Origin of the sequence: Novosphingobium sp. Fuku2-ISO-50 (assembly GCF_001519055.1) — a bacterium.
Taxonomy (GTDB): Bacteria; Pseudomonadota; Alphaproteobacteria; order Sphingomonadales; family Sphingomonadaceae; genus Novosphingobium.
Genome location: NZ_KQ954292.1, coordinates 24,192 through 46,940 on the forward strand (window position 1 = coordinate 24,192; position 22,749 = coordinate 46,940).

The 22,749-nt window shown below is 65.1% G+C and carries 23 protein-coding genes; 14 read left to right on the plus strand and 9 right to left on the minus strand.

What is annotated here, in order from left to right; all coding sequences use genetic code 11:
* The first annotated feature begins 26 nt into the window (after positions 1-26).
* Together AQZ50_RS11505 and AQZ50_RS11510 are read left to right on the plus strand one after the other, a co-directional pair.
* The gene (locus tag AQZ50_RS11505; RefSeq protein ID WP_067746615.1) at positions 27-518 is read left to right on the plus strand and encodes a universal stress protein; all 492 of its coding nucleotides are present in this window, start codon (positions 27-29) and stop codon (positions 516-518) included.
* Complete coding sequence (locus AQZ50_RS11510) at positions 481-888, plus strand: DUF3775 domain-containing protein (protein ID WP_067746616.1); 408 nt, start codon at positions 481-483, stop codon at positions 886-888. The genes AQZ50_RS11505 and AQZ50_RS11510 overlap by 38 nt, the downstream gene beginning before the upstream one ends.
* Positions 889-894: 6 nt before the next feature.
* Here AQZ50_RS11510 and chrA read toward each other — a convergent pair whose 3' ends face one another.
* Together chrA and AQZ50_RS11520 are read right to left on the minus strand one after the other, a co-directional pair.
* The gene (chrA, locus tag AQZ50_RS11515) at positions 895-2,136 is read right to left on the minus strand and encodes a chromate efflux transporter (RefSeq protein ID WP_067746617.1); all 1,242 of its coding nucleotides are present in this window, start codon (positions 2,134-2,136) and stop codon (positions 895-897) included.
* A 55-nt stretch (positions 2,137-2,191) separates the two neighbouring features.
* Positions 2,192-2,581, minus strand: a complete 390-nt coding sequence (locus AQZ50_RS11520) for a MerC domain-containing protein (protein WP_067746618.1) — start codon at positions 2,579-2,581, stop codon at positions 2,192-2,194.
* A gap of 126 nt (positions 2,582-2,707) precedes the next feature.
* Between AQZ50_RS11520 and AQZ50_RS11525 the strand changes: the two genes are divergently transcribed.
* The 4 genes from AQZ50_RS11525 to AQZ50_RS11540 all read left to right on the plus strand — a co-directional run bounded on the left by AQZ50_RS11525 (position 2,708) and on the right by AQZ50_RS11540 (position 5,343).
* A complete protein-coding gene (locus AQZ50_RS11525) occupies positions 2,708-3,826 on the plus strand; it encodes a COX15/CtaA family protein (RefSeq protein WP_067746619.1) in 1,119 nt (372 codons plus the stop codon).
* Between the two features lie 157 nt (positions 3,827-3,983).
* Complete coding sequence (rplM, locus tag AQZ50_RS11530) at positions 3,984-4,463, plus strand: 50S ribosomal protein L13 (protein ID WP_067746620.1); 480 nt, start codon at positions 3,984-3,986, stop codon at positions 4,461-4,463.
* Positions 4,463-4,999 carry a 30S ribosomal protein S9 gene (gene rpsI / locus AQZ50_RS11535; protein WP_067746621.1) on the plus strand — a complete coding sequence of 179 codons (537 nt, stop codon included), beginning with the start codon at positions 4,463-4,465 and terminating at the stop codon, positions 4,997-4,999. The genes rplM and rpsI overlap by 1 nt, the downstream gene beginning before the upstream one ends.
* Before the next feature lie 131 nt (positions 5,000-5,130).
* Entirely contained in the window at positions 5,131-5,343 is a 213-nt protein-coding gene (locus AQZ50_RS11540) for a hypothetical protein (protein WP_067746622.1), read from the plus strand.
* Positions 5,344-5,388: 45 nt separating this feature from the next.
* On the opposite strand, the gene AQZ50_RS11545 is transcribed toward AQZ50_RS11540, so the two are convergent.
* Positions 5,389-7,548 (minus strand): TonB-dependent receptor, encoded by a 2,160-nt coding sequence (locus AQZ50_RS11545; RefSeq protein ID WP_082703612.1) that lies wholly within the window; start codon positions 7,546-7,548, stop codon positions 5,389-5,391.
* Positions 7,549-7,931: 383 nt separating this feature from the next.
* Here AQZ50_RS11545 and AQZ50_RS11550 point away from each other — a divergent pair, with 383 nt between their 5' ends.
* From AQZ50_RS11550 to AQZ50_RS11575, 6 genes are all read left to right on the plus strand, one after another.
* The gene (locus AQZ50_RS11550; RefSeq protein ID WP_231730244.1) at positions 7,932-8,705 is read left to right on the plus strand and encodes a siderophore-interacting protein; all 774 of its coding nucleotides are present in this window, start codon (positions 7,932-7,934) and stop codon (positions 8,703-8,705) included.
* A 109-nt stretch (positions 8,706-8,814) separates the two neighbouring features.
* Entirely contained in the window at positions 8,815-10,551 is a 1,737-nt protein-coding gene (gene ggt / locus AQZ50_RS11555) for a gamma-glutamyltransferase (protein WP_197412473.1), read from the plus strand.
* Between the two features lie 71 nt (positions 10,552-10,622).
* The gene (locus AQZ50_RS11560) at positions 10,623-11,825 is read left to right on the plus strand and encodes a sensor histidine kinase (RefSeq protein WP_067746625.1); all 1,203 of its coding nucleotides are present in this window, start codon (positions 10,623-10,625) and stop codon (positions 11,823-11,825) included.
* 28 nt (positions 11,826-11,853) lie between these two features.
* Positions 11,854-12,651 (plus strand): LytR/AlgR family response regulator transcription factor, encoded by a 798-nt coding sequence (locus AQZ50_RS11565; protein WP_067746626.1) that lies wholly within the window; start codon positions 11,854-11,856, stop codon positions 12,649-12,651.
* Between the two features lie 267 nt (positions 12,652-12,918).
* Positions 12,919-13,797 (plus strand): carboxylating nicotinate-nucleotide diphosphorylase, encoded by an 879-nt coding sequence (nadC, locus tag AQZ50_RS11570; RefSeq protein ID WP_067746740.1) that lies wholly within the window; start codon positions 12,919-12,921, stop codon positions 13,795-13,797.
* Positions 13,794-14,501 (plus strand): ribonuclease T2 family protein, encoded by a 708-nt coding sequence (locus tag AQZ50_RS11575; protein ID WP_067746627.1) that lies wholly within the window; start codon positions 13,794-13,796, stop codon positions 14,499-14,501. Before nadC ends, AQZ50_RS11575 begins: the two co-directional genes overlap by 4 nt.
* A gap of 91 nt (positions 14,502-14,592) precedes the next feature.
* Here the strand turns inward: AQZ50_RS11575 and AQZ50_RS11580 are convergent, their stop codons facing one another.
* Positions 14,593-15,021 (minus strand): nucleoside deaminase, encoded by a 429-nt coding sequence (locus AQZ50_RS11580; RefSeq protein WP_067746741.1) that lies wholly within the window; start codon positions 15,019-15,021, stop codon positions 14,593-14,595.
* A gap of 144 nt (positions 15,022-15,165) precedes the next feature.
* Between AQZ50_RS11580 and rpmB the strand changes: the two genes are divergently transcribed.
* Positions 15,166-15,453 carry a 50S ribosomal protein L28 gene (gene rpmB / locus AQZ50_RS11585; protein ID WP_067746628.1) on the plus strand — a complete coding sequence of 96 codons (288 nt, stop codon included), beginning with the start codon at positions 15,166-15,168 and terminating at the stop codon, positions 15,451-15,453.
* 85 nt (positions 15,454-15,538) lie between these two features.
* Here rpmB and AQZ50_RS11590 read toward each other — a convergent pair whose 3' ends face one another.
* The 4 genes from AQZ50_RS11590 to AQZ50_RS11605 all read right to left on the minus strand — a co-directional run bounded on the left by AQZ50_RS11590 (position 15,539) and on the right by AQZ50_RS11605 (position 20,345).
* The gene (locus tag AQZ50_RS11590; protein ID WP_067746629.1) at positions 15,539-16,513 is read right to left on the minus strand and encodes an esterase-like activity of phytase family protein; all 975 of its coding nucleotides are present in this window, start codon (positions 16,511-16,513) and stop codon (positions 15,539-15,541) included.
* Between the two features lie 183 nt (positions 16,514-16,696).
* The gene (locus AQZ50_RS11595) at positions 16,697-18,031 is read right to left on the minus strand and encodes a cytochrome P450 (protein ID WP_067746630.1); all 1,335 of its coding nucleotides are present in this window, start codon (positions 18,029-18,031) and stop codon (positions 16,697-16,699) included.
* Positions 18,032-18,114: 83 nt separating this feature from the next.
* Positions 18,115-19,335 (minus strand): ABC transporter permease, encoded by a 1,221-nt coding sequence (locus AQZ50_RS11600; protein ID WP_067746631.1) that lies wholly within the window; start codon positions 19,333-19,335, stop codon positions 18,115-18,117.
* Complete coding sequence (locus AQZ50_RS11605; RefSeq protein WP_067746632.1) at positions 19,335-20,345, minus strand: ABC transporter ATP-binding protein; 1,011 nt, start codon at positions 20,343-20,345, stop codon at positions 19,335-19,337. Before AQZ50_RS11605 ends, AQZ50_RS11600 begins: the two co-directional genes overlap by 1 nt.
* Before the next feature lie 127 nt (positions 20,346-20,472).
* Here AQZ50_RS11605 and queG point away from each other — a divergent pair, with 127 nt between their 5' ends.
* On the plus strand, positions 20,473-21,516 hold the full coding sequence (gene queG / locus AQZ50_RS11610) for a tRNA epoxyqueuosine(34) reductase QueG (protein ID WP_369801414.1): 1,044 nt from the start codon (positions 20,473-20,475) through the stop codon (positions 21,514-21,516).
* Between the two features lie 6 nt (positions 21,517-21,522).
* On the opposite strand, the gene AQZ50_RS11615 is transcribed toward queG, so the two are convergent.
* Positions 21,523-22,743: an NAD(P)/FAD-dependent oxidoreductase gene (locus AQZ50_RS11615; RefSeq protein WP_067746633.1), complete on the minus strand. Its 1,221-nt coding sequence runs from the start codon at positions 22,741-22,743 to the stop codon at positions 21,523-21,525.
* Between the last annotated feature and the right edge of the window lie 6 nt (positions 22,744-22,749).

Consider the following 22,749-nt stretch of genomic DNA (forward strand, 5'->3'; position numbering starts at 1 on the left):
TCCAGACCGGGTCGGCACACATGCCCATGTATCAGACCATCATCATTGCCTATGACGGCACCGCAGTCGGCGATGCCGCCTTGCATGAAGCCGCCGCGCTCGCGCGCTTGTGCGAGGCGCGGCTGCACATTCTCGCAATTGTCGTGACCACGGGCGGGCTGCTGCTTGATCCGGCGACGGTTTCGATCGATCTGCTGGAAAGCGAGCGGCAATGCCTGCACCAGGCGCTGGACAAAGCGGCGCAGCGTCTTGCCCGCCAAGGCCTCATCGCCACCACGTGCATCCGCGATGGCGACCCGGCAGCCGAAATCGTTGCCTATGCGCACGAGATCAAGGCCGATCTGGTCGTGACAGGCCATAACCACAAGGGTATGCTGGCGCGCTGGTTCGAAGGTTCGGTCGCGACCCGGCTGGCCGATACGATGCCGTGCAGCATGCTCATCGTCACCGATACGACGCACTCCCATAAAGGACCCGGCCGTGCCCACACTGACGATCACGCCCGACAGCGCCTTTGAAATCCTGCTCAAGGCGCGCCTCTATGATGTGAAGGTTCCCCAAAGCGACCCCGACAGCGGCTCCAACCCCAGCGACGACAACGGTGTCGATACGCTCGAATTCGGCGCCCACGATGATACGCGCCATGAACTCGTCTCGGCGATCAGCGATCTCAACGACGATGAACAGGCCGATCTCGTCGCACTGATTCTGGTCGGGCGCGGGGATTTCACTCTGGCGCAATGGCGCGAAGCGCGCGAGGCGGCGAACGATGTCGGACGCGCGCAGATCCCCGACATGATCGTCGGCATCCCGCTGGTCAGCGACTATCTCGAAGAAGGCCTGTCGCTTTTCAATGAATCGCTGGCCGATTACATCGACCGGCACTGATCGGATTCAGCGCGCGATCACGCTGGCGACCACAGTCAGGCCCACGACCGCGATCGGCGGCACGCGCCAGCGTTGCAGCAGGACGAAGCCCGCCAACGCGATCGCCGCGTCGATGACGCGTGTCACCGCGCCGGTCCAGACCGGGTCGTAGAGCGCAGCGCCAAGAATGCCGACCACCGCCGCATTGATCCCGGCCAATCCCCCGCGCGCCAGCCGGTGATGCCCCACCCAGTTCCACACCGCAACGCCCGCCACGGCGATCAGCGCGCCGGGCGTGAACAGCGCCACGAGCGCGACCGCCGACCATAGCGCCGCGACACCCGGACCGGCGCCATGCGGCACCATGACCGCCCCGAGATAGGCGGCAAACGTGAACAGCGGCCCCGGCATGGCTTGCGCCGCGCCATAGCCGGCCAGAAAGACATCGTCGGGCAACCAGCCGGTCGGCACCAGCGCATTGCGCAACAGCGGCAGGACAACATGCCCGCCGCCAAACACCAGCGCCCCTGCCCGCATGAAAATGGCGGCCATGCCGATCAGCGAATGCCCCTCCCCAAGTACCTGCAAACGCCCAAGTACCTGCAAACGCGCCAGCAACGGCAAACCGACCAGCAGGATCAGCAGCAGGCCAAGCGCGCCAAGGCCCCCGAGCCTGCCGACGGGAAGCCGTGGCACGCCGCCCCGCGCCGCGATCGACCGGCACAGCACGATCCCGCCGACAAGGCCGATCACGAGCGCCACAAGCTGACCATGCGGCGCCAGCACAACCAGCATGGCGCAGCCCAGCGCGATCGCCATCCGTGCGGCATCGGGGCACAGCGTGCGCGCCATGCTCCACACCGCCTGCGCCACCACGGCGACCGCGACCAGCTTGAGCCCATGGAGCACCGCCGTCGCGACCGGCCCGTGCAGCGCCGACGCCAGCAGGGCAAAGCCGAACATGAGCAGCGCCGAGGGCAGCGTGAAACCCAGCCATGCCGCCAGCGCCCCGCCCCATCCCGCGCGGCGCAGCCCGATCAGCGCGCCCAACTGGCTCGACGCCGGGCCCGGAATCATCTGGCACAGCGCCACGAGCCCGGTAAATTCCTCCGCAGAAAGCCAGGCCCGCTCGCGCACATAGACCCGTTCGAAATAGCCAATATGCGCAATCGGCCCGCCAAACGAAGTCAGCCCAAGCCCCAGCGCGACGGCAAACACCTCATGGATCGTGCCGGTCTTGGCGGTCGGCAAAGGCGAAAGCTCTGTCATGCGGCCGCCCTACCGCCTTTTGCACCGCTATACACGCCGCCGATCGAGCAGAGCGTCAGCAGCAGGGCGCGCGGCGCAAGTTGATGATATGCGCGCTGGCGACGAGCGCAACGCCGCCGATGGTCAGGATCGCCTCGCCCGCGCCATGGTCGGAAAGAACCGCCCCGGCCATAAGCATCAGGCCGCACAGTCCCAGCCCCAGCGGCAGGCGGTGGCCATGGCGCAGCGCATTGGCACCGATCGTCAGCGCGCCGATCAACACCGCCAGAATCAGCCCGATGCGATGCACGGCGGGATGGAGCAGCAAGCCTCCGCCAAGCCCCAGCACGCCGATCAGCAACAGCCCGGCAAGGCAATGAACCATGCACAGGCCGGACAGGATGACGCCAAAGCGATCAAGCCGGCCATGATGGCGGGGAGCGGTGGAATGGGGGGACTCGTGCATGGCCTCGATATATGTAACAATGTATCATTACGCAAGGTGCCGGTTTGCGCAAAGTGTCATGACCCCTTCGGGGTAACCGGAGGTTCGCCCTTGCGCCGGGCGCGATCCGCCTTCAGATCGTGCGCCATGCCTCTTGCCAACGACACCGCCCGTCCGCTCGCCCGTCCACTCGCGCGTCCACTCGCTGTGGCCCGCTGGTTGGCGGTTGTCGCCGCGCTGATCATCGCCATCGTGGTGGTCGGCGGGATTACCCGGCTGACCGAATCGGGCGTCTCGATCACCGAATGGAATGTCGTTTCGGGCACGCTGCCCCCGCTGACCGATGCCGCATGGCAGGCCGAATTCGCGCGATACCGGGCCACCCCGCAATTCATCCGCATCAACGGCCCGGCCGGGATGACGCTGGCGACGTACAAGTTCATCTTTTTCTGGGAATGGGTCCATCGCCTGCTGGCGCGCGGCATCGGCATGGTGTTTGCCCTGCCGCTGGTGTGGTTCTGGGTGCGCGGCGCGATTCCCGCCGGGTACAAGCCGCGCCTTGCCGCGCTGCTCGCGCTCGGCGCGCTGCAAGGCGCAATCGGCTGGTGGATGGTCAAATCGGGCATTTCGCATGATGTGAAAGTCAGCCATTTCCGCCTCGCCACGCATTTGCTGGTGGCGCTGACCACGCTGGCCGGGGTGGTGTGGACCGCGCTCGATCTGGTCGGCACGGCACAAGTCGGCAGGGCCCAAGTTGGCAGGGCACAAGTTGGCAGGGCACAGGGCCAGGCGCCCGCGCGGCTGCGCCCGCTGGCCGCTGCGACGCTGGCCGCGCTGGTGATCCAACTTGTGCTCGGCGCCTGGCTTGCGGGCTTGCGCGCCGGGGTTGTCGCGGGCGCTGGCTGGTTTGCCTGGGACGCCTGGCCCTTGATGCAGGGCCGGTTCTGGCCCGAAGGGATCGACTGGACAAAGGGCGCGCTGTTTGCCGCCAGCCACGATCCCTATCTCGTCCATTTCCTCCATCGCTGGTGGGCCTGGGTGGTGGTCGTCGCCATGGTCGTGCTGGCGCGGCGCGTGCGGTCTGCGGGCAATCGCCCGGCCTCGATCGCGCTGCACAGCGCCTTCGGCACGCAAGTCCTGCTCGGCATCGCGACCGTGTGGAGCGGGGTCTGGCTGCCGATCGCGGTGCTGCACCAGGCGACGGGGGCCTTGCTGGTGGTGGCGACGACCTGGGCCGCGCATGCCGTCGGGCGGCGCGCTGCCTGAGCGCAGAAATGGGTTGAGGTATTATTTTACCTCTCCGCAAAGCCGCCCGAAACCTTGACTCTGCGCGCCATATGCAACAAAGGCCCCCATCACTCGCCGTGACGCGGGGCCTTTGATGGTCAGGCGTCCGGAACAATGTCTAGGGAACCCATAGCCCATGAAGGCGCTCAGCAAGGTCACCCGGTCGATTAAACCGGCCGAGGTGGAAAAAAAGTGGCATGTGATTGATGCCGACGGCCTGGTGGTCGGTCGGCTTGCGGTCATCATCGCCAATCACCTGCGCGGGAAGCACAAGCCCAGCTTCACGCCCCACGTCGATTGCGGCGATCACGTCATCGTGATCAACGCCGACAAGGTCAAGTTCACCGGCAACAAGCTGAAGAACAAGATCTATTACAAGCACACCGGCTATGCCGGCGGGATCAAGGAACTGACTGCGGGCAAGCTGCTCGGCGGCCGTTTCCCCGAACGCGTCGTGGAAAAGGCGGTCGAACGCATGATCCCGCGCGGGCCGCTTGGCCGTGCGCAGATGCGCGCGCTGCATCTCTATAACGGCACGGACCATCCGCATGCCGGCAATCAGCCCGAAGTGCTCGACGTCGCGTCGCTCAATCGCAAGAACAAGGTGGGTGCATAATGGCTGACACCGATACCGTTTCCAGCCTCGCGGACCTCAAGGATCTGGCCGCTGCGGCTCCCGCCGAAGCCACTGCCGGAACCGAAGATTTCGCACCGGTCATTCCCTCGGCTCCGCCCGCGCCCTTGCGCGAACGCGAAGTCGACGCCCAGGGCCGTTCCTATGCCACCGGTCGCCGCAAGGACGCCGTGGCGCGCGTGTGGATCAAGCCCGGCTCGGGCAAGATCACCGTCAACGGCCGCGATCAGGAAGTCTATTTCGCGCGTCCGACGCTGCGCCTCGTGATCAACCAGCCGTTCCAGGTTGCCGGTCGCGACGCTCAGTACGACGTCGTGTGCACCGTCAAGGGCGGCGGGCTTTCGGGCCAGGCCGGCGCGGTCAAGCACGGCATCGCCCAGGCGCTGTCGAAGTTTGAACCCGCTCTGCGCAGCGCGGTCAAGGCCGCCGGCTTCCTGACCCGCGACCCGCGCGTCGTGGAACGCAAGAAGTACGGCCGCGCCAAGGCCCGCAAGAGCTTCCAGTTCTCGAAGCGCTGATTTCTCACGCTTCGCGCAACTGCTGCGAAAGGGAAAAGCCCGGCTTCATCGCCGGGCTTTTTCTTTGTCCGCTTCGCGCGCACATGCGCGGACAGACCAAATCTTAACCACGGGCGATTACGATAGCCGCCATGCTGTTTCCCGGGCCCAAGCTCAACACGCTCTTTGCCAGTCGCTGGAAGGCGCTGCTGTGGGCCGCAGGCGTGCTGCTGACGGCTTATTGCACCGTGCCCTCGCGCGAAGAGAGCGATCAGGAAGCGGCCGGCACCGCCCCCAGCGGCCAGACCAAGCCGGCCACATCGCCCTGGGCACCCGATCCGACCCCGAGCCACCCCGCGCCCTGATCTTGGCCGATCAGGCGACGCAGGGCACGCCCGCCGGAGCGCGCGTCAGATGTCCTTGGAAATGCCGAAGAAGAAGCCCCGGCGCGGACCCCATTGCGGCGCGCCGACACCGACCCCGGTGCCGTCGCGGATTTCATACCGCGCGTCGAACAGATTGGTGACGTCGAAGCGGATCTCGACCCCCGGCTTGGCCCATTTGTAACTCGCCGCAAGGTTGAACTGGGCATAGGCGGGCAAGCGCGCACCATTGGGAACGGTGCTGCCATCGGGCAAAGCCAGATCCGCGCGCAGGCCCGAGCCGTAGATCATGCTCGACCCGAGCTTGAGCCCGCTGAGGGCGCCGTCCTTGAAGGCATAGCTTGCACCGGCCGATCCGGTGTAGGTCTGGTCGTGATCGACATAGATATAATGGCTGGCGATATAGGCCAGATCATCGGCGGAAAACGAGAATTCGCTCGATTCGATCTGTCGGCCTTGCGCCTTGGCCACCGCGAAGTTGCCATAGACCAGCCAGGGGCCGCGCTGAAAATTGCCATAGAGATTGATGCCGCGAACCCGCCCAAAGGCATAGTTGAACGGGGTCAGGATGATCGGCGCGCCGAACTGGCCCTCGTCGATCATGTGCCGCGACAGGCGGTAATAGCCGTCCAGCCCCACGGTCAGCCCCGGCGCCAGCTTGCGCTGCACGCCAAGATCGAAATAGTGCTGCCGCTCGGCGCGCGGCGTGGTGTCGATCAGCGAAGACGAAGCGCCGGTCGTGCCGACAAACCGCGCGATGCTGGTATTGGCCACCAGTTCGAACGGCGGCGGCGAGAAATAGCGCGCATAGCCGAGGTGGAATGTGGTGCTGGCGCCCGGCTGCCACACGAAATTGACGCGCGGGCTGAACTGATTTTCCTGACGGTACGCGTCGTAATAGTCAAAGCGCCCGCCATAATTGACCGTGACTTTGCTCGAAAGCTGCCATTCGTCCTGAACATAGGCGCTGAACATGACGGCGCTTTTCGTACCGTTGTCGACGATGGTTTGCGCCGCGCCGTTGGGATTGCCGTCTTCTCCGATCGGAAATACCGCCGTGGTCGTGTCGCTGATGGTATGATCATGCTGGACAAACCCGCCAAAGCGCAGCGTGTGGCCGCCGCCCACCCGCCATGAGGCATCGCCTTGCAGCCCCAGCGCCATGTCGTTCTTGAACGCCTGTTGCGCGAGCCCGTTGAACAGCAGTTCGCCGACCGTATCGGGGCGATAGGTCAGCCCCGAATAGCGGGCAAAGCCGCCCAGTTGCAGCGTCAGCGGCCCGCTGTCGTGCAGAAACGAGATCTGCCCGAAGCCGGTGCGTTCCAATTGCCGCTCGTTCAGCGCGTCGGAGGCATAGCTGGTCTGCCCGGCAACCGGAATCGCCGATGTCGCGGTCAGGCCGACCGGATTGGGAATCTGGAACCACTGGTTCGAATAGCCGCCGACAAAGCTGATCCGGTCGCTGTCGGACAGGATGCGATCGAGATAGACAAAGCCCTGAAACTGGTCGGTGGCGTCATGCACCGCGCTGCGCGCGCTGTTGACGTTTTCGATGCCCAGCGCGTCGTGGCGATAGTCTGCCGAAACGAAATAGTTGGTCTTGCCGGTCGAGCCGCCATATTCGATGCTCGGCTCGATCGTGTCATGACTGCCGCCATAGAGCGAGACTTCGCCGCCGTTGCTAAAGCCGCTCTTGGTATGGATGTCGATCACACCCGCCGTGCGCAGGCCGTATTGCGCAGGCAACGCGCCGGTCAACAGGTCGAAATGGTCGATCAGGCGCGGAGAAAGCGTCTGGCCAAACACCGCAAGGCCTTCGGGCAGGATCGTGCCGTTGATGCGATATTGCAGATTGGCATGGTCATCGCGAACATGGAACTGGCCAAAGCCGTCCTGCACGACGCCGGGCAATTGCAGCATGATCTGATTGAACTGCTGGTTGTCCCCGCCGGGCAAGGCCTGAATTTCGGCATTGGTTATGCCGTAGGAATCGGCGCCGAGGCTCTTTTGAATTGCCGAGCGCGCCTCATCGAGCCTGCGCGCGGTCACCACGATCGGCGAGGGCGCAGCGGCGGCATCGGCCTGCCCCGGATCCGCAGCCGGCGCAGGATCGGCGGCAAAGGCGGGTGTCGCACCGAGCAGCAGCGCAGCCAGCGCGGTCCCGGCCAAGAGGCGTCCTGAAAACATGATCATGCGACTGTCTTTATATCCGAAGGGCTTGGGAGAACGTTAGCGGCGGTTTATGTGATGTTATAGTATAACACAAGCCCCCAAACATGACCATTTTGTCAGTTTTTTCTGTTCCTTGGCCCTTGCGCCACAGGATCGGGGCCAAAGGATCAGGACGGGCCCGATGGCGGCTTTCGCGGGCCGGATGCGATGACGCGCCAACAAACGATATATCTTTTCATCTTGCAATTCGCACTCGCAGATATATCTTAGATGCATTGACGCCAATCGTCAGGATCTGCTTCTCCGTGAACCGCCTCTCCATACTGCGCCGCCGGCTTGGTCTTATCGAGCCCGCAACCGCAGGTCCAATGACCATCGAGCAAGGAACGCCCCCGCCCATGCCCCACAACCCGATCAGCCGCCACCAGATCGCCCGCCTGCGCCACGACACGCGCCGCCGCACGCTGACCGTCGCAACGATCGAAGCGCTTGGCACGCGCATGCGCCGGATCGGCTTTACCTCGCCTGAACTGCACGATTTCGTCAGCGCCTCGCCCGATGATCATATCAAGCTGTTTTTCGAGGATGCAGGCGGCCAAAGCGTGATGCGCGATTTCACCCCGCGCCGCTTCGACACCGGGGCCGGCACGCTGACCATCGATTTCGCGCTGCACGACACCGGCCCGGCAACGCAATGGGCCGCCGCCGCGCAAGTGGGCGACCGGCTCGCCATCGGCGGCCCGCGCGGATCGACGGTCGTACCCGACGATTTCGACTGGTATCTCCTGATCGGCGATGAAAGCGCTCTGCCCGCGATCGGCCGCCGCGTCGAGGAACTGCGCGCAGGCGCCCCGGTCATCACGCTTGGCCTCGTCAATGGCGCGGCAGACGAACAGGTCTTTGCCACGCGTGCGGCCTGGAGCGGCCATTGGGTTCATCGCAACGGCGCCGAAGATGCCGCCGACGGGGCCGCCGCGCTGCTCGGCGCGCTCAAGGCGCTGGCTTTGCCCGCAGGCGAAGGCTTCGTGTGGATTGCCGCCGAAACCGGCGTGGCCAAGGCCTTGCGCGCCCATGTGCAGGGCACGCTCGGTCATCCGCGCGAATGGCTCAAGGCATCGGGCTATTGGACAAAAGGCCTCGCCGATGCTGCCGACAAGTCGCTCGACGGCTGACTTTCAAACGCCCCCTCTTGTCCATCCGCCCGCGCCTGCTAGTCCTGTGCCGTAATCTGGCAAAGCAGGGGGTCACGACAGGATGGGCGCATTGGGCAATTGGTTGCAGATGGCCGCAGCGGGCGCGCTCGTCCTCGCGCAACCCGCGCAAATGGCGCTGGCCGCCTCACCTGTACCCGTTGCCGCCGATCACGGCATGGTGGTCACCGCACATCGGCTGGCCACCGAGGCCGGGCTCGACGTCTTGCGCCATGGCGGCAATGCGATCGATGCCGCCGTGGCAGTGGGCTATGCGCTAGCCGTCACGTTTCCCGAGGCGGGCAATCTGGGCGGCGGCGGTTTCATGACTGTCCGGCTGGCCGACGGCAGCACGCATTTCCTCGATTTTCGCGAAACTGCGCCCGGTGCCGCCCGCGCCGACATGTATCTCGACAAACAGGGCAACGTCATCCCCGGCAAATCGGCGCGCGGTTGGCTCGCCGCTGGTATTCCGGGCACGGTCGCGGGGATGGAATATGCGCGCGAACACTGGGGCAGCCAGCCGCGCGCAGACCTCATGGCCCCGGCGATTCGCCTCGCCGGCGATGGCTTCGTGCTTGACCGGGGCGATGCCGAAATGCTGGCCGAAGCGGCGGGCGAATTGCGCAAGGATCCGGCCACAGCCGCGATTTTCCTCAATTCCGGGGCACCCTGGCATGCCGGCGACCGGCTGGTCCAGACCGACCTCGCCCACTCGCTCAAGGCGATTGCCGACCACGGTGCCGAGGCCTTTTACAAAGGGCCGATCGGCACGGCGATGATCGACGCCAGCCGCAGGAACGGCGGGATTTTCACAAAGGCGGACTTCGCTCGCTACACCGTCCGCGCCATGAAGCCGCTCGAATGCGATTATCGCGGCTATCACATCATTTCCGCCCCGCCGCCCAGTTCGGGCGGGGTGGTGATTTGCGAAACGACGGCGATCCTGTCCGGCTATCCGATGACCCGGATGGGATTCCATTCCGCCGATGCGACGCACGTCCTGATCGAGGCGCTGCGCCGCGCCTATCACGACCGCAACCTGCTGCTCGGCGATCCCGATTTCGTGAAACTGGATACCGCGCGGCTGATTTCGCCGACCTATGCCGCGACATTGCGCGCCGGGATCGCGATGGACAAGGCGACGCCCTCGCTCTCGCTCGGCGGGGTGACGGCCAGTCCCGAGGGCAACAACACCACGCATTATTCGATCGTCGATTCCGCCGGCAACGCGGTTTCGGTGACCTATACGCTCAACGACTGGTTTGGCGCGCATGTCACCGCGCCCGGCACCGGCATCCTGATGAACGATGAAATGGACGATTTCTCGGCCAAGCCCGGCGCGACCAACATGTACGGGCTCGTCGAAGGGCCCAACAACGCGATTGCCCCCGGCAAGCGCCCGCTGTCCTCGATGACCCCGACGATCGTGACCAAGGACGGCCAGCTCGCGCTCGTCATCGGCACGCCGGGCGGCAGCCGCATCCCGACCGGCGTGTTGCAGGTCATGCTGAACATGATCGATTACGGCATGACCCTGACCGAAGCGATCGAGGCACCGCGCATCCATCAGCAATGGCTGCCCGACCAGACCTATTACGAACGCTATGGCCTGTCGCCCGACACGCTGGCGATCCTGGCCGCGCGCGGGCAGAAAATGGTCGAGCACCGCCATGGCAACCACATCGCCGCAATCGTCGCCGGATCTCCGCGCATTGCCGGGGCAACGCCGCCGCCCGTCGATGACGAAGGCGTCGAAATCCCGCCCGCGCATCTGTTCGGTGCGATCGATCCGCGCCTGCCGATGGGCCTGGCCGAGGGCTATTGATGCGCCAACCGCTCCGCTCTCGCGCCATCGCCCCATGGCGCGCGGGCGCATGACAGGCTAAGCTCGACACCATGGCGATGTTGCCGCTGCCTCCCACGCCGTTTTTCGGCAACAAGAACCGCGCGTTCTGGCGCCTGCAGTTCCTTGGCTGGGGCGGGGCACTGTTGCTGCGCGCGATGTCGAGCCTGGCCAACGCGGTGCCGTGGTCATTCCTGATCATCGTGATCATCGCGACGATCACCGGGTTTTCGATCTCGCTGATCCTGTCGGTGATCTATCGCGCATTGATCAACCGCCGCGCGATCGTCACCTGGGGGGTGACGGCGGTCGTGCTGGCCATCGCGGTGGGGCTTTATGCCTTCATCGATTCCTGGGTGGTCAGCCTCTATCGGACCAGCGCCGATTCAAGCTTTGCCCAATTGTTCCTCGGCGTGTTCTACCTCGATCTGACTCTGCTCGGGGCATGGTCGGCGCTCTATTACGCGATCAATTTCTATATCCAGGTCGAAGAGCAGAACCATCAGCTGCTCCAGCTTGAAAATCAGGCGACCAGCGCGCAGCTCGCCATGCTGCGCTATCAGCTCAATCCGCATTTCCTGTTCAACACGTTGAATTCGATCTCGACGCTGGTGCTGCTCAAACAGACCGAGCCGGCCAATGCCATGCTGTCGCGGCTGTCCTCGTTTCTGCGCTATACGCTGATCAACGAGCCGACCGCGCGTGTCACCGTGGCGCAGGAAGTCGAAACGCTGAAACTCTATCTCGGGATCGAGCTGATGCGGTTCGAGGAACGGCTGCGCACGCAGTTTCAGATCGACGACGCGGCGCGCGACGCGCTGATGCCCTCGCTGCTGCTGCAACCGCTGGTCGAAAACGCGATCAAGTATGCGGTCAGCCCGATGGAAGAAGGCGCGGAGATCACGATCAACGCCCACCAGATCGGATCGGTGCTGCGTATTGTGATATCCGATACCGGGCCGGGCCTGCCGCCGGGCATCGATCCGGCAGAGCTGTTTGGCGCCAATCACGACATGGGTCATGATCGGGGTCATGATCGGGGCCGGGGCCATGGCACGCAATCGACCGGCGTCGGGCTCGCCAATATCCGCGACCGGCTGGTGCAGGCCTATGGCGACAACCAGCGCTTTGACATCGTCAGCGGGGCCGACGGCGGCGTCATCGTCACGATCGAATTGCCCTTTGAAGTCCGCGAGGCCGCCCCCCGGCCGCCCCGATCCGTTCAGCCTGCGCTAAACCCCGCGGTGGCAGGGTGATCGGCTCATACCAGTCCAGGGAAACGCCATGACCATTCGCACGATCCTTGTCGACGACGAGAAACTGGCCATTCAGGGCCTGCAACTGCGCCTTGCCGCCTTTCCCGATGTCGAAATCATCGACACCTGCTCCAACGGGCGCGAGGCGATCCGCAAGATCAAGACCGAAAAGCCCGACCTCGTCTTTCTCGACATCCAGATGCCCGGATTCGACGGATTCAGCGTGGTCAAAGGGGTGATGGAAATCGACCCGCCGCTGTTCGTGTTCGTCACGGCCTATTCCGAACACGCGCTGAAGGCGTTCGAAGCCAATGCGGTCGATTATCTGCTCAAGCCGGTCGACGAAGACCGCCTTGCCGATGCGCTCGACCGCGCGCGCACCCGGCTTGCCGAAAAGCGCGGGCTCGAAGAAGTCGAAAAGCTCAAGCACGTGCTGGCCGAAGTCGCGCCCGATGCCGTCGCCGAGATGGAAGACGATGCCGAGCCGGTCGCGGGCCGCTTTGAAAAGCTGATCAACATCAAGGATCGCGGCCAGATCTTTCGCGTCGATGTCGATTCGATCGAGCGGATCGAGGCTGCGGGCGACTATATGTGCATCTATACCGGCGACAATTCGCTGATCCTGCGCGAAACGATGAAGGATCTCGAACGGCGGCTCGATCCGCGCGTGTTCCAGCGCGTGCACCGCTCAAAGATCGTCAATCTCGACCAGGTGCGCCAGGTCCGCCCGCATACCAACGGCGAATGCTTCCTCGTCCTGCAATCGGGCGCCGAAGTGAAAGTCAGCCGCTCGTACCGCGACGTGGTCGCCCGCTTCGTCCACTAAGGCACGGGGACCGGGCTCACCACGCAGCCCGCCCCCATGCGCGCCGGCCCACCTTTTCCGTCACCCCGGACCTGTTGGGCTGGACGGTCCCCTCGTCTGAGTTGCAACGACTCATCCTGGCACATCGCGATGCCGTCGGGGCCGTCCGACCCAACAGGTCCGGGGTGACGACCGGGGTATGGCAACGGTGTAAATTCATGCGCAACACACCATCGGTCGATGTCCTGACAGTGGCGCGGCAGCGTGTGAGCGGCTATGACATCGGGCATGACAACCACTCTGCTTCGCGGCTTTGCCTTGCCCGGATTCGACCTTGACGACTTTGTCACGCGCACTCTGGCCGAGGATCTGGGCCAGGGCCTGCCCGGCGGCGGACATGATGTCACCAGCGAAAGCGTGATCCCCGCCGAGGCGCGCTTTGCCGGGGTGATGGACAGTCGCGATGCAGTCAGCGTGTGCGGATTGCCGATCGCGGCGGCGTTCTTTCGAGCGCTCGACCCCACCGTCAAGATCGACCTCATCGTCAGCGAGGGCGCGCAAGTCGCCGCCGGCACCGCGCTGATGCGGATCGAGGGATCGGCGCGCGCGCTGCTCACTGCCGAACGCAGCGCGCTCAATACCGTGCAGCATCTGACCGGGATTGCCACGCTGACGCGGACGTATGTCGATGCCATGGGCGACACCCGCGCGCGCCTGCTCGATACGCGCAAGACCATTCCCGGACTGCGCGTGCTCGAAAAATACGCGGTGCGCACCGGCGGCGGGCACAATCACCGCATGGGCCTGTGGGATGCCGCGATGATCAAGGACAACCATGTCGCCGTGGCCGGCGGCGTGGCCGAAGCGGTGCGCCGCGCGCTGGGCGCGGGCGTGCGCGACGTGATCTGCGAAGTCGACCGGATCGACCAGATCGCGCCTGCGCTGGCCGCAGGCGCCACGCGTCTGCTGCTCGACAACATGGCGCCGCCGATGCTGCGCGAGGCGCTGGCGCTGGTGGCGGGCCGTGTGCCGTGCGAAGCCTCGGGCGGGGTGCGGCTTGACACGATCGCCGCGATCGCCGCGACCGGAGTCGATTTCATCTCGGTCGGACGCCTGACGCAAAGCGCGCCTGCCGCCGACATCGGGCTGGATTTCACCCCGCTATGAGCCTTCGCGGCGCGCTCGCGCTTGTCGCGCTGATTGCGGCCCATCCGGCGCTGGCGCAGCCTTTGGCATGCCGCACGCCCGAAACAGTCGCCGCGCCGCCTGTGGCCGCCCCTGATGGCCCCACCCGCCTGCTGCCGATCACGCATTACGTGCTCGCGCTGACCTGGGCGCCCGATTTCTGCGACGTCCATCCCGGCAATGACCTTGAATGCAAGGGCAGGGTCGCGCGGTTCGGCTTTGTGCTCCATGGCCTGTGGCCCGACAGCGACAATGCCACCTGGCCGCAATGGTGCCCGGCCAAACCGCCGGTCACGACTCAAGTTCCCGCCGACGTCGCGCGGCAGATGCTCTGCACCACCCCCTCGCCCGCGCTGATCGCGCACGAATGGGCCAAGCACGGCACCTGCATGGCCGCCAGCCCCCAGGCCTATTTCGCGCAAGGCTCGGCGATGTTTCATGCGCTTCGCTTTCCCGACATGGCCGCGCTGGCACGGCGCCCCCATCTGACCGCAGGCGACTTGCGCGCCGCCTTTGCCGCCGCCAACCCGCGCTATCCCCGCGAATCGATCGGCCTGATGGTCGGCGAAGGCCTGTCGCTGCAGGAAGTGCACTTGTGCCACGACCGCACGATGCACCCGGCGCCCTGCGAAGTGCGCGGTACGCCCGACAGCGCGATGCTGCGAATCACTCCTCCTGCGCGGTGAGGTCGCGGCACCGGCCCGCTCCCCCACCCGACCTCCCACAGGGTACTATCGTTGGGATGTCGGGTGGGGGAGCGGGCCGGTGCCGCCCAATTCAACGCCGCTCGCGGAAAAAGCTGCGCAGCATCTCTGCCGATTCGGCCTCGCCCAATCCGGCATAGACTTCGGGCCGGTGCAGCGCGGTCGGCTGATCGAACAGGCGCGCGCCATGTTCGACCGCGCCGCCCTTGGGATCGGGCGCGGCGTAATAGACCCGCGCAATCCGCGCATGGATGATCGCGCCCGCACACATCGCGCATGGTTCGAGCGTGACCCACAAGTCGCAGCCGTCGAGCCGGTCCTGCGCCAAGGCCTGTGCCGCCGCGCGAATCGCCAGGATTTCGGCATGCGCGGTCGGATCGTGACAATCGCGCGGGCCGTTGTGCGCCGCTGCGATCACCACACCGTGCTTGACCACGACCGCGCCAATCGGCACAGCGCCCTTGTCGGTCGCAGCTTTCGCTTCGGCCAGCGCGCGGGCCATCGGTTCGGGCAGGGGCCAGCGATTGGTCATGCCGATCCGCTAGCACGGGCATACGGTGGTTGCGAATCCTTGACTTCGCCCGCCGAATAGATAAGAGCCGCGCTTTCCGAATTGCTTCATACGAAAACAAGCGAGTTTTAAGCCATGTCGCGCATCTGCGAACTGACCGGTAAGGGCCGCCAAGTCGGTCACAATGTGAGCCACGCCAACAACAAGACCAAGCGTGTGTTCCTGCCCAATCTGCAGAACGTCACGCTGCTGTCGGAAAAGCTCGACCGCAGCTTCAAGTTCCGCGTGTCGACCCACGGCCTGCGTTCGGTCGAACACAACGGCGGCCTCGACAACTGGCTGCTGAAGACCAGCGACGAATCGCTCAGCACGCGCGCGCTCAAAGTGAAGCGTGAGCTGAAGAAGGTGGCCGTCGCCGCCTGACTTGGCTTGTCGGCGCCCACGGGCGCCGCAAGACATCATGATGAGCCCCGCCCCGGCGGGGCTTTTCGTGTTAGATGTGCCCGGTTTAGACGGGCCCAATGATGCGAAGCTTGAGCAGCAGCGTGCGCTGGAACCAGACCATCGCATTGCTGTCGGAAATGATCCATAGCGCCAGCCCGCCGTCGGCTTCGCGCGTCATGGTCATGCCCTCGTAATTGTCGCGAATGCGCGGGTCTTCGATTCGCGCCAGTTCGGTCGGGCGCACCGTCGCGCCGGGGCGAATCGCCGCCGGATCGATGGCGGCGATCGCGGTGCGAAATCCGGTCAGGGTAAATTTGCGTTCCAGCAGCAGCAGCGTGCCATCGGGCGCCTGCGTCAATTCGGTCGGGCGCCAGCCTTGCGGCAGGATCAGGTGAAACCGCGCGGGGTCTTGCCCAGTGCGTGGCAGGCCGGGAAACACCAGCCCTTCGTGGCCGCGCCCGTCCCACCAGGGATCATAGCCTTCCTCCAGCATGACCATGCGCCCGTCGGCCAGCCGCATGCTCGCCTCGGGCCCCTGGTTTTCAGGCCAGGCAGACAGCGCGGGCACGGTGATCCGCTGGAAATGGCGAAGATCGCGGGTAAAGCGCAAGAGGTCGGGCGTGCCTTCGTAAATCAGCAACACGTCGTCGTGCGGGGGGAGAATCACCATCGCCTCGCCGTCGCTGTGCGCTTGCCCAAAGCTGTCGTTCAGCGACAGCGGCTGCGCACTGTGCGCAAACCATGGCCCCGGTCGGTCCGGACGTGAAAAGGTCAGCAGCGTGCCCCGGTCGCTGAGCCCGGCAAGAGTCCCGTCCGACAGCACACCCAGCGCCGAATAGTTGCCGATCGCCGCGCGATCCCCGCCGATCTGCCACACGCCCGCCAAGACAAACGGGCCATAGCGCCTCGGCACGGATAGCCCGGGCAAAAGATCGCGAATCCAGATACGCGGCCCCGGCGGTGGCGGCGGATGTGCATCGCGCCAGCATACCAGCGGGATCGCGACAAGCGCGAGCAGGATGACGGCAAGACGGCGCACGCGGCGGCGCCTGCCACACAATCGCGCGCACGCCTAGCTATCTTGTTGATGCTATCTTGTTGATTCAGGGGGGGTGTCCCGCAGGGGATCAGGGTCGGGGGGGCAAGCCATCCACCGGCGGGACAAGGCCCGAATGGGGCCCCGCCGATGAACGCCGGATGACCGGATGCCCCCTGCCCTGCGTCAATAGCGGTCGAGCGTGACTTCCATGCGACGGAAGCCATGGACGAAGTTGGCGCGCACGCGTTCGACCCCGCCCGTGACATGGGCACGCAGCCGTCGCGCCTGCATTTCCTCAAGCAGAACGCGCAGTTGCAACTCGGCCAGACGCGCCCCGACGCAGCGATGGATGCCATGCCCGAACGACAAGTGCCGACGCGCATTGTCGCGCGTCACGATCAGCTTGTCGGGCTGGTCGAAGATCGTCTCGTCGCGATTGGCCGAAAGATACCACATGACGACTTTGTCGCCGGCGCTGATCTGATGGCCCAGCAAGTCGACATCGGCGGTCGCCGTGCGCCGCATATGCGCCAGCGGGGTGACGAAGCGGATGCATTCCTGCACCGCATTGGGGATCAGCGAAGGCTCGTTTTCAAGGATTTCGCGCTGATCGGGGAACGTGTGCAGCGCATGGATGATGCCCGACATCGTGTTGCGCGTGGTGTCGTTGCCGCCGACGATCAACAGCACGAGATTGCCCATGAATTCCTGCGGGCTCATGTGATTCATCGCCGGGGAATTGATCATCATCGAAATGAGATCGGGCGTCGGTGCCTTGCCGGTCCGCTCCATCCACAGGCGACCGAAATAGTGCGCCATTTCCTGCAGGATGGCAAAGCGGTCATCGGCCAGTTCGCGCGCCAGCGTCAGCTCGACATCGCCCGCCCAATCGGACCAGAATGTCAGCAGGCGACGGTCTGCCCAGGGAAAGCCGAACAGGATCGCCAGCATCCCGGTGGTCAGCTCGATCGACACCCGGTCGACCCAGTCGAACTGTTCCCCGATCGGCAGGGCATCGAGCACCTGGGCCGTGCGCTGACGGATCTCGCCTTCCATCCGCACGATTTCCGCCGGAGTGAAAGCAGGGGCCACGGTGCGGCGCTGGCCGGTGTGTTCGGGCCGGTCCATGGCGATGAACATCGGCAACTGCCGCTCGGCAAGGATAGCCGGATCTTCGCCTTCCGGCGGATCGCCGATGGTGATGCCGCCATGTTCCCATGACGAGGAAAACACGTCGGGCAGCGATTCGACATGGAGCACCGCCTTGTGCGTGGTGACATTCCAGTAATCGCCATAAGGCGTGCCGGTGACTTTGTTGATCGGCGCCTTTGCCCGCATTTCGGCAAAGATCGGGCCCCAGGTGTCGTTGACATAGATCGACGACCGGCTGACGTCCCAGGGATGGCTATGCGCCGGCTTCGCCTGGGGATTGGACTTGAGCCATTGCTCGAACGCCTCGTTGGCGGTGGGCGAGCGACGATAGGTAAAACCGGCTTCGGGTGCGAGCTGGGTGGCCATCTGGAATCCTCCACAAGGGGGTCATCCGCGCCCCCTCTTTGACCGGAGTATTCCGATAACCTACATTGATGTCAATAACCGAATCAGGCCGGTTGCCCCGCCCGATTCCCCGCCCGGTTCGCAGCCCGTTTGCGGACGCGCCCCGGACCCGATTTCATCACCGTGCGCCGAAACAGCATGGCCCCGCCGCGCACCATGATCACCACCCACAGCCCCTGCCAGGCGAGCGCGATGACATGCGGCATGATCGCGGGATGTTCGGCGGCATGGGCCAGCATGGCATAAGGAGAGCTGACCGGAAACACTTCGGACAGCGTCTCGATCCAGGTGCCCGGCCGCGCCAGCGCAAAGCTCGCGAGGAAAAACACGATCAGCTGCATCATCGTCGCCGGCATCGACAGCGTCTGCACTTCGCGCACGGTGTTGGCCATGCCGCCGATCGCCAGGAACATCGACCCGAGCAGCAGATAGGCCATCGCAAAATAGAGGAACCCGAGCGCGAGGAACAGCGGCCAGCCGACGGCGGGCGTTGCCAGCAGCGGGATCGAGCGCGCCCCGGCCAGGACCATCATGCCGTAGCCGGTGCCCCAGACCGCGACTCCGACCATGCTGACCGCCAGCATGGCAAACAGCTTGCCCATGAACAAGGCATCCATCGGGATCGAGGCGGCGAGAATCTCGATGATCTTGTTGGCCTTTTCCTCAACCAGATTGGACAGCACCATGCCCGCCAGCAGCATCGTCAACAAGAACAGCAGCAATTGCCCGGCCTGTGCGGTCACCACTTGCCCGTTGTGTTCGTGCGCGGCGCTGGTGATGACGACATCGGCACGGACATCGGGATAGGCGATCGCTTCGCTCGACCGCGCGCGCGCGGCGAACAGCGCGACCATGCCGCGCCAGTCGTCGATCCGCCCTTGCGTCGCGGTCAGCACCGGGGCGTCGAGCGTGCCCGTCACCACCGCTGCCAATTGGCGCTTTTTCAAGATCGCGCGCGCATCGAAATGCTCGCCGGGGCGCAGTCGGTCGATCACCACCATGTCGGGCACACCGCCGGTCATGTGATCGGCCATGGCATCGCGCGCCATGATCAGCTTGTCGCCGTCGCGCGCGGGCATGGCCACGCCGATCACCGCGCGATCGAGATCATGCTGCACGCTGGCGCCGATCGCGCCTGCGAAAAAGCCGATGATGATCGGGAACAGCGGCCCGAGCAGGAAAAAGATGAAAGCCTTGGAAAAGACCACCGCCACGAAATCGCGGCGCGCAATCACCCATACGGCCCGCATGCGTTCTGCAAACATCAGCGGCGCCCCTTTTTGGCCAGAATTTCAGCTTCTTCGCGGTGTTCTTCGAGCGCACGCGCCGCCGCCTCGCCGGCAATGGCCACGAACGCATCGTGAAGCCCGGCGCGTTCGATCGACAGGCTGAGAATCCCCGCATCGCCTTCGATCAGCGCGCGCAGCAAAGGCTCGACCCCGGTTTCGGGCAAAGTGAAATACCAGAACGCGCTGCCGCTCGCCTTGACATCGCAGCGCGCATCGGTGGGCAGCGCGGCGCGCCAGATCCCGTCACGCACACGCGTTTCAAGCCGGACTTGCGGGCGCAAGCGGTCGCGCGCGACATCGACCGGCCCGGCAAACGGCACTTTGCCCCCGGCGATGATCGCGACCTGATCGCACATGCGTTCGGCATGGGCGATGACATGAGTCGAAAACAGGACTGTCGCCCCGCGCGCGGCCAGCCCCCGGATCAACTGTTCGAGCCGCCCCTGGTTGATCGCGTCGAGCCCGGAAAACGGTTCGTCGAGCACGACCAGATCGGGTTCGTGGATCAGCGTGCCGATCAATTGCACTTGCTGCGCCATGCCCTTGGACAATTGCCTGATCTGGCGGTCGGCGGCATGGCCCAGCCCGTATTCGTCGAGCATCCGGCGCGCACGGCGGCGCCCCTCGGCCAGCGGCACCCCGCGCAGCGCGGCCAGAAACGCGATCGCTTCATAGGCCTTCATCGAAGGATAGAGCCCGCGCTCTTCGGGCAGATAGCCGATGCGGCGCGCGACTTCGGTCGGGTTTTCGGTGCCCAACACACGGCGATAGCCCGCATCGGGATCGATAATGCCGAGCAACATGCGCAAGGTCGTGGTCTTGCCCGCACCATTGGGCCCGAGCACGCCATAGATCGCCCCGCGCGGCACCGAAATATCGACGCCATCGACTGCAATTGTGCCGTCGAATCGCTTGACCAGACCGCGCGCCTCGATTGCCAGATCTTGAGGCGGATCATTTTGAGGGACGTCGGCTTCCTTGCCCATCGCGGCCAATTCCCCCACAAAGCTTGCTGCTGGTTCGTATCGCATGGAACCGCGCATTAACCGTAAGCGATGAATGGACGGGACAGCAAGTTTGGTTAACGGAGCATCAGGATTTGCCCGAGGGAGATTGGCCCAACGAATCAGGGACGAGGCCCTGGCTCTGGGCTTCGTCGCCTGCGGCTTTGCCCCGGCGCACGAAGATCCGCTGCGCGCGCGCCGGTTGGAACAGTGGCTGGGCGAAGGCGCGCATGGATCGATGGAATGGATGGCGACGCGGCTGGAGCACCGCCGGTCGCCGCAAGGCCTGTGGCCAGAGGCGCAAAGCGTGATCGCGCTGGGGATGAGCTATGCCCCCGCCGCCGATCCGCTCGCGCTGGCCCAGACACCCGATCACGCGCGCATTTCTGTCTATGCCCAGGGCGCCGACTATCACGATGTGGTCAAGCGCGCGCTCAAGGCGCTGGCCCGGTGGATCGTTGCCGAAGCGCCCGGCGCCGGGGTCAAAGTCTTCGTCGATACCGCGCCGGTCATGGAAAAACCGCTGGGCGCTGCCGCCGGGATCGGCTGGCAAGGCAAGCATACCAATCTCGTCAGCCGGTCACACGGATCGTGGCTGTTCCTCGGCGCGATCTTTACCACGCTGTCGCTGGAGCCCGATGCGCCGCACGCCGACCGCTGCGGATCGTGCAGGGCCTGTCAGGACGCCTGCCCGACCGGGGCTTTCCCTGCGCCCTATCGGCTCGATGCGCGGCGCTGCGTGTCGTACCTGACGATCGAGCACAAAGGGCCGGTGCCGCATGAGTTCCGCGCGAGCCTCGGCAACCGCATCTATGGCTGCGACGATTGTCTGGCGGTGTGTCCGTGGAACAGGTTCGCCAGCGCGGCGGCGGCCAACCGCGCCTTTCTGCCGCGCGCGGAATTGACCGCGCCGCGCCTTGCCGACTTGCTCATGCTCGACGACGCGAGGTTTCGCGCGCTGTTTTCCGGATCGCCGATCAAGCGCATCGGCCGCGACCGGTTTGTCCGCAATTGCCTCTATGCCGCCGGAAACAGCGGCGATCCCGCGCTGTTCGGGCCGGTCACGCGGCTGCTCGGCGACCCCGATCCGGCGGTCGCCGATGCCGCCGACTGGGCGCTTGACCGCCTGGTCCCCGTGCTGCCGGTGCCGTGATCGCGCTCAGATCATTTCTTTAAGCGGGACACTGGCATCGGCCAGCCGTTCGGGCGCGATCACGGCGCCGGTTTCGACCAGTTTCTTGCCCTGGACATAGTCCTTGACCGCGTTGACGCAATCGAGCGCGATGACGCGGCCCTGCTTCAGATAGATCACCGAAAAGCTGCGCGTCGCCGGATCGCCGCGCGTGACGGTGGCATCATGGCCGATCGACAGGCCGACCGTCTGCAGCCGCAAGTCATACTGGTTCGACCAGAACCACGGCACCGCCTTGTAGACGACCGGATTGCCGGTGATCCCCTTGGCCACGGCAGTTGCCTGATCATTGGCATTCTGCACCGATTCGAGCCGGATCACCGCGCCGTCGGCATAGTCATTGGCATGCGCGGCGCAATCGCCGATGGCATAGATGTCGGGCAGGCTGGTGCGGCAATATTCGTCGACATCGACCCCGTTGCCGCCCTTGGCCCCGGCGGCGATCAGCGGCGCGGTCGCCGGGATGATGCCGATCCCGACAATGACGATCTCGGCGGGCAGCACTTCGCCATCGACCAGCCGCACGCCGGTCACTTTGCCGTCGGCGCCTTCAAGCGCGGCGACCGCGACATTGGTGCGCAGATCGACGCCATGGGCGCGATGTTCCGCCTCGTAAAACGCCGACAGCGCTTCGCCCGCAACGCGCGCCAACACGCGCGGCAAGGCTTCGAGCAGCGTGACATGCACGCCGAACTTGGTCAGCACGGCGGCCGCTTCGAGCCCGATATAGCCGCCGCCGATGACCACCGCGCGCTTGGCCCCGGCATCGAGTTCGGCCATCAACCGGTCGGCATCGGCGCGCGTGCGCACCGCGTGAACCCCGCCGAGGTCATGCCCGTCGAGCGTCAACCGGCGCGGATCGCCGCCTGTCGCCCAGACCAGCGAGCCATAGGCGCGGGTTTCGCCATCGTCGGTGGTCACGCTCTTGGCCACGGGATCGACGCTGACGACTTCGCGCCCGAGCGTGAAAGTCACCTGCTTGTCCGCCCAGAACGCCGCCGGGCGGATCATGATCCGGTCAAAGGTCTTGTCGCGGGCGAGATATTCCTTGGACAGCGGCGGGCGTTCATAAGGCAATTCCGGCTCGCGCCCGATCACTTCGATCGACCCTGCAAAGCCATTCTGGCGCAGCGCGATGGCGGTTTGCGCCCCGCCATGTCCTGCCCCCACGATCACCACATCTGCCATTGCGTG

Excerpts from the sequence above, each read along its gene's own strand:
- nadC (WP_067746740.1), top strand. The coding sequence starts at position 12,919 with ATGACAACCACTCTGCTTCGCGGCTTTGCCTTGCCCGGATTCGACCTT.
- AQZ50_RS11615 (WP_067746633.1), bottom strand. The coding sequence starts at position 22,743 with ATGGCAGATGTGGTGATCGTGGGGGCAGGACATGGCGGGGCGCAAACC.
- AQZ50_RS11525 (WP_067746619.1), top strand. The coding sequence starts at position 2,708 with ATGCCTCTTGCCAACGACACCGCCCGTCCGCTCGCCCGTCCACTCGCG.
- AQZ50_RS11505 (WP_067746615.1), top strand. The coding sequence starts at position 27 with ATGTATCAGACCATCATCATTGCCTATGACGGCACCGCAGTCGGCGAT.
- AQZ50_RS11605 (WP_067746632.1), bottom strand. The coding sequence starts at position 20,345 with ATGGGCAAGGAAGCCGACGTCCCTCAAAATGATCCGCCTCAAGATCTG.
- AQZ50_RS11595 (WP_067746630.1), bottom strand. The coding sequence starts at position 18,031 with ATGGCCACCCAGCTCGCACCCGAAGCCGGTTTTACCTATCGTCGCTCG.
- rpsI (WP_067746621.1), top strand. The coding sequence starts at position 4,463 with ATGGCTGACACCGATACCGTTTCCAGCCTCGCGGACCTCAAGGATCTG.
- chrA (WP_067746617.1), bottom strand. The coding sequence starts at position 2,136 with ATGACAGAGCTTTCGCCTTTGCCGACCGCCAAGACCGGCACGATCCAT.
- AQZ50_RS11540 (WP_067746622.1), top strand. The coding sequence starts at position 5,131 with ATGCTGTTTCCCGGGCCCAAGCTCAACACGCTCTTTGCCAGTCGCTGG.
- AQZ50_RS11580 (WP_067746741.1), bottom strand. The coding sequence starts at position 15,021 with ATGGCCCGCGCGCTGGCCGAAGCGAAAGCTGCGACCGACAAGGGCGCT.
- AQZ50_RS11550 (WP_231730244.1), top strand. The coding sequence starts at position 7,932 with ATGCCCCACAACCCGATCAGCCGCCACCAGATCGCCCGCCTGCGCCAC.
- rplM (WP_067746620.1), top strand. The coding sequence starts at position 3,984 with ATGAAGGCGCTCAGCAAGGTCACCCGGTCGATTAAACCGGCCGAGGTG.
- AQZ50_RS11520 (WP_067746618.1), bottom strand. The coding sequence starts at position 2,581 with ATGCACGAGTCCCCCCATTCCACCGCTCCCCGCCATCATGGCCGGCTT.
- AQZ50_RS11545 (WP_082703612.1), bottom strand. The coding sequence starts at position 7,548 with ATGTTTTCAGGACGCCTCTTGGCCGGGACCGCGCTGGCTGCGCTGCTG.
- AQZ50_RS11575 (WP_067746627.1), top strand. The coding sequence starts at position 13,794 with ATGAGCCTTCGCGGCGCGCTCGCGCTTGTCGCGCTGATTGCGGCCCAT.
- rpmB (WP_067746628.1), top strand. The coding sequence starts at position 15,166 with ATGTCGCGCATCTGCGAACTGACCGGTAAGGGCCGCCAAGTCGGTCAC.
- AQZ50_RS11560 (WP_067746625.1), top strand. The coding sequence starts at position 10,623 with ATGGCGATGTTGCCGCTGCCTCCCACGCCGTTTTTCGGCAACAAGAAC.
- AQZ50_RS11565 (WP_067746626.1), top strand. The coding sequence starts at position 11,854 with ATGACCATTCGCACGATCCTTGTCGACGACGAGAAACTGGCCATTCAG.
- AQZ50_RS11600 (WP_067746631.1), bottom strand. The coding sequence starts at position 19,335 with ATGTTTGCAGAACGCATGCGGGCCGTATGGGTGATTGCGCGCCGCGAT.
- ggt (WP_197412473.1), top strand. The coding sequence starts at position 8,815 with ATGGCCGCAGCGGGCGCGCTCGTCCTCGCGCAACCCGCGCAAATGGCG.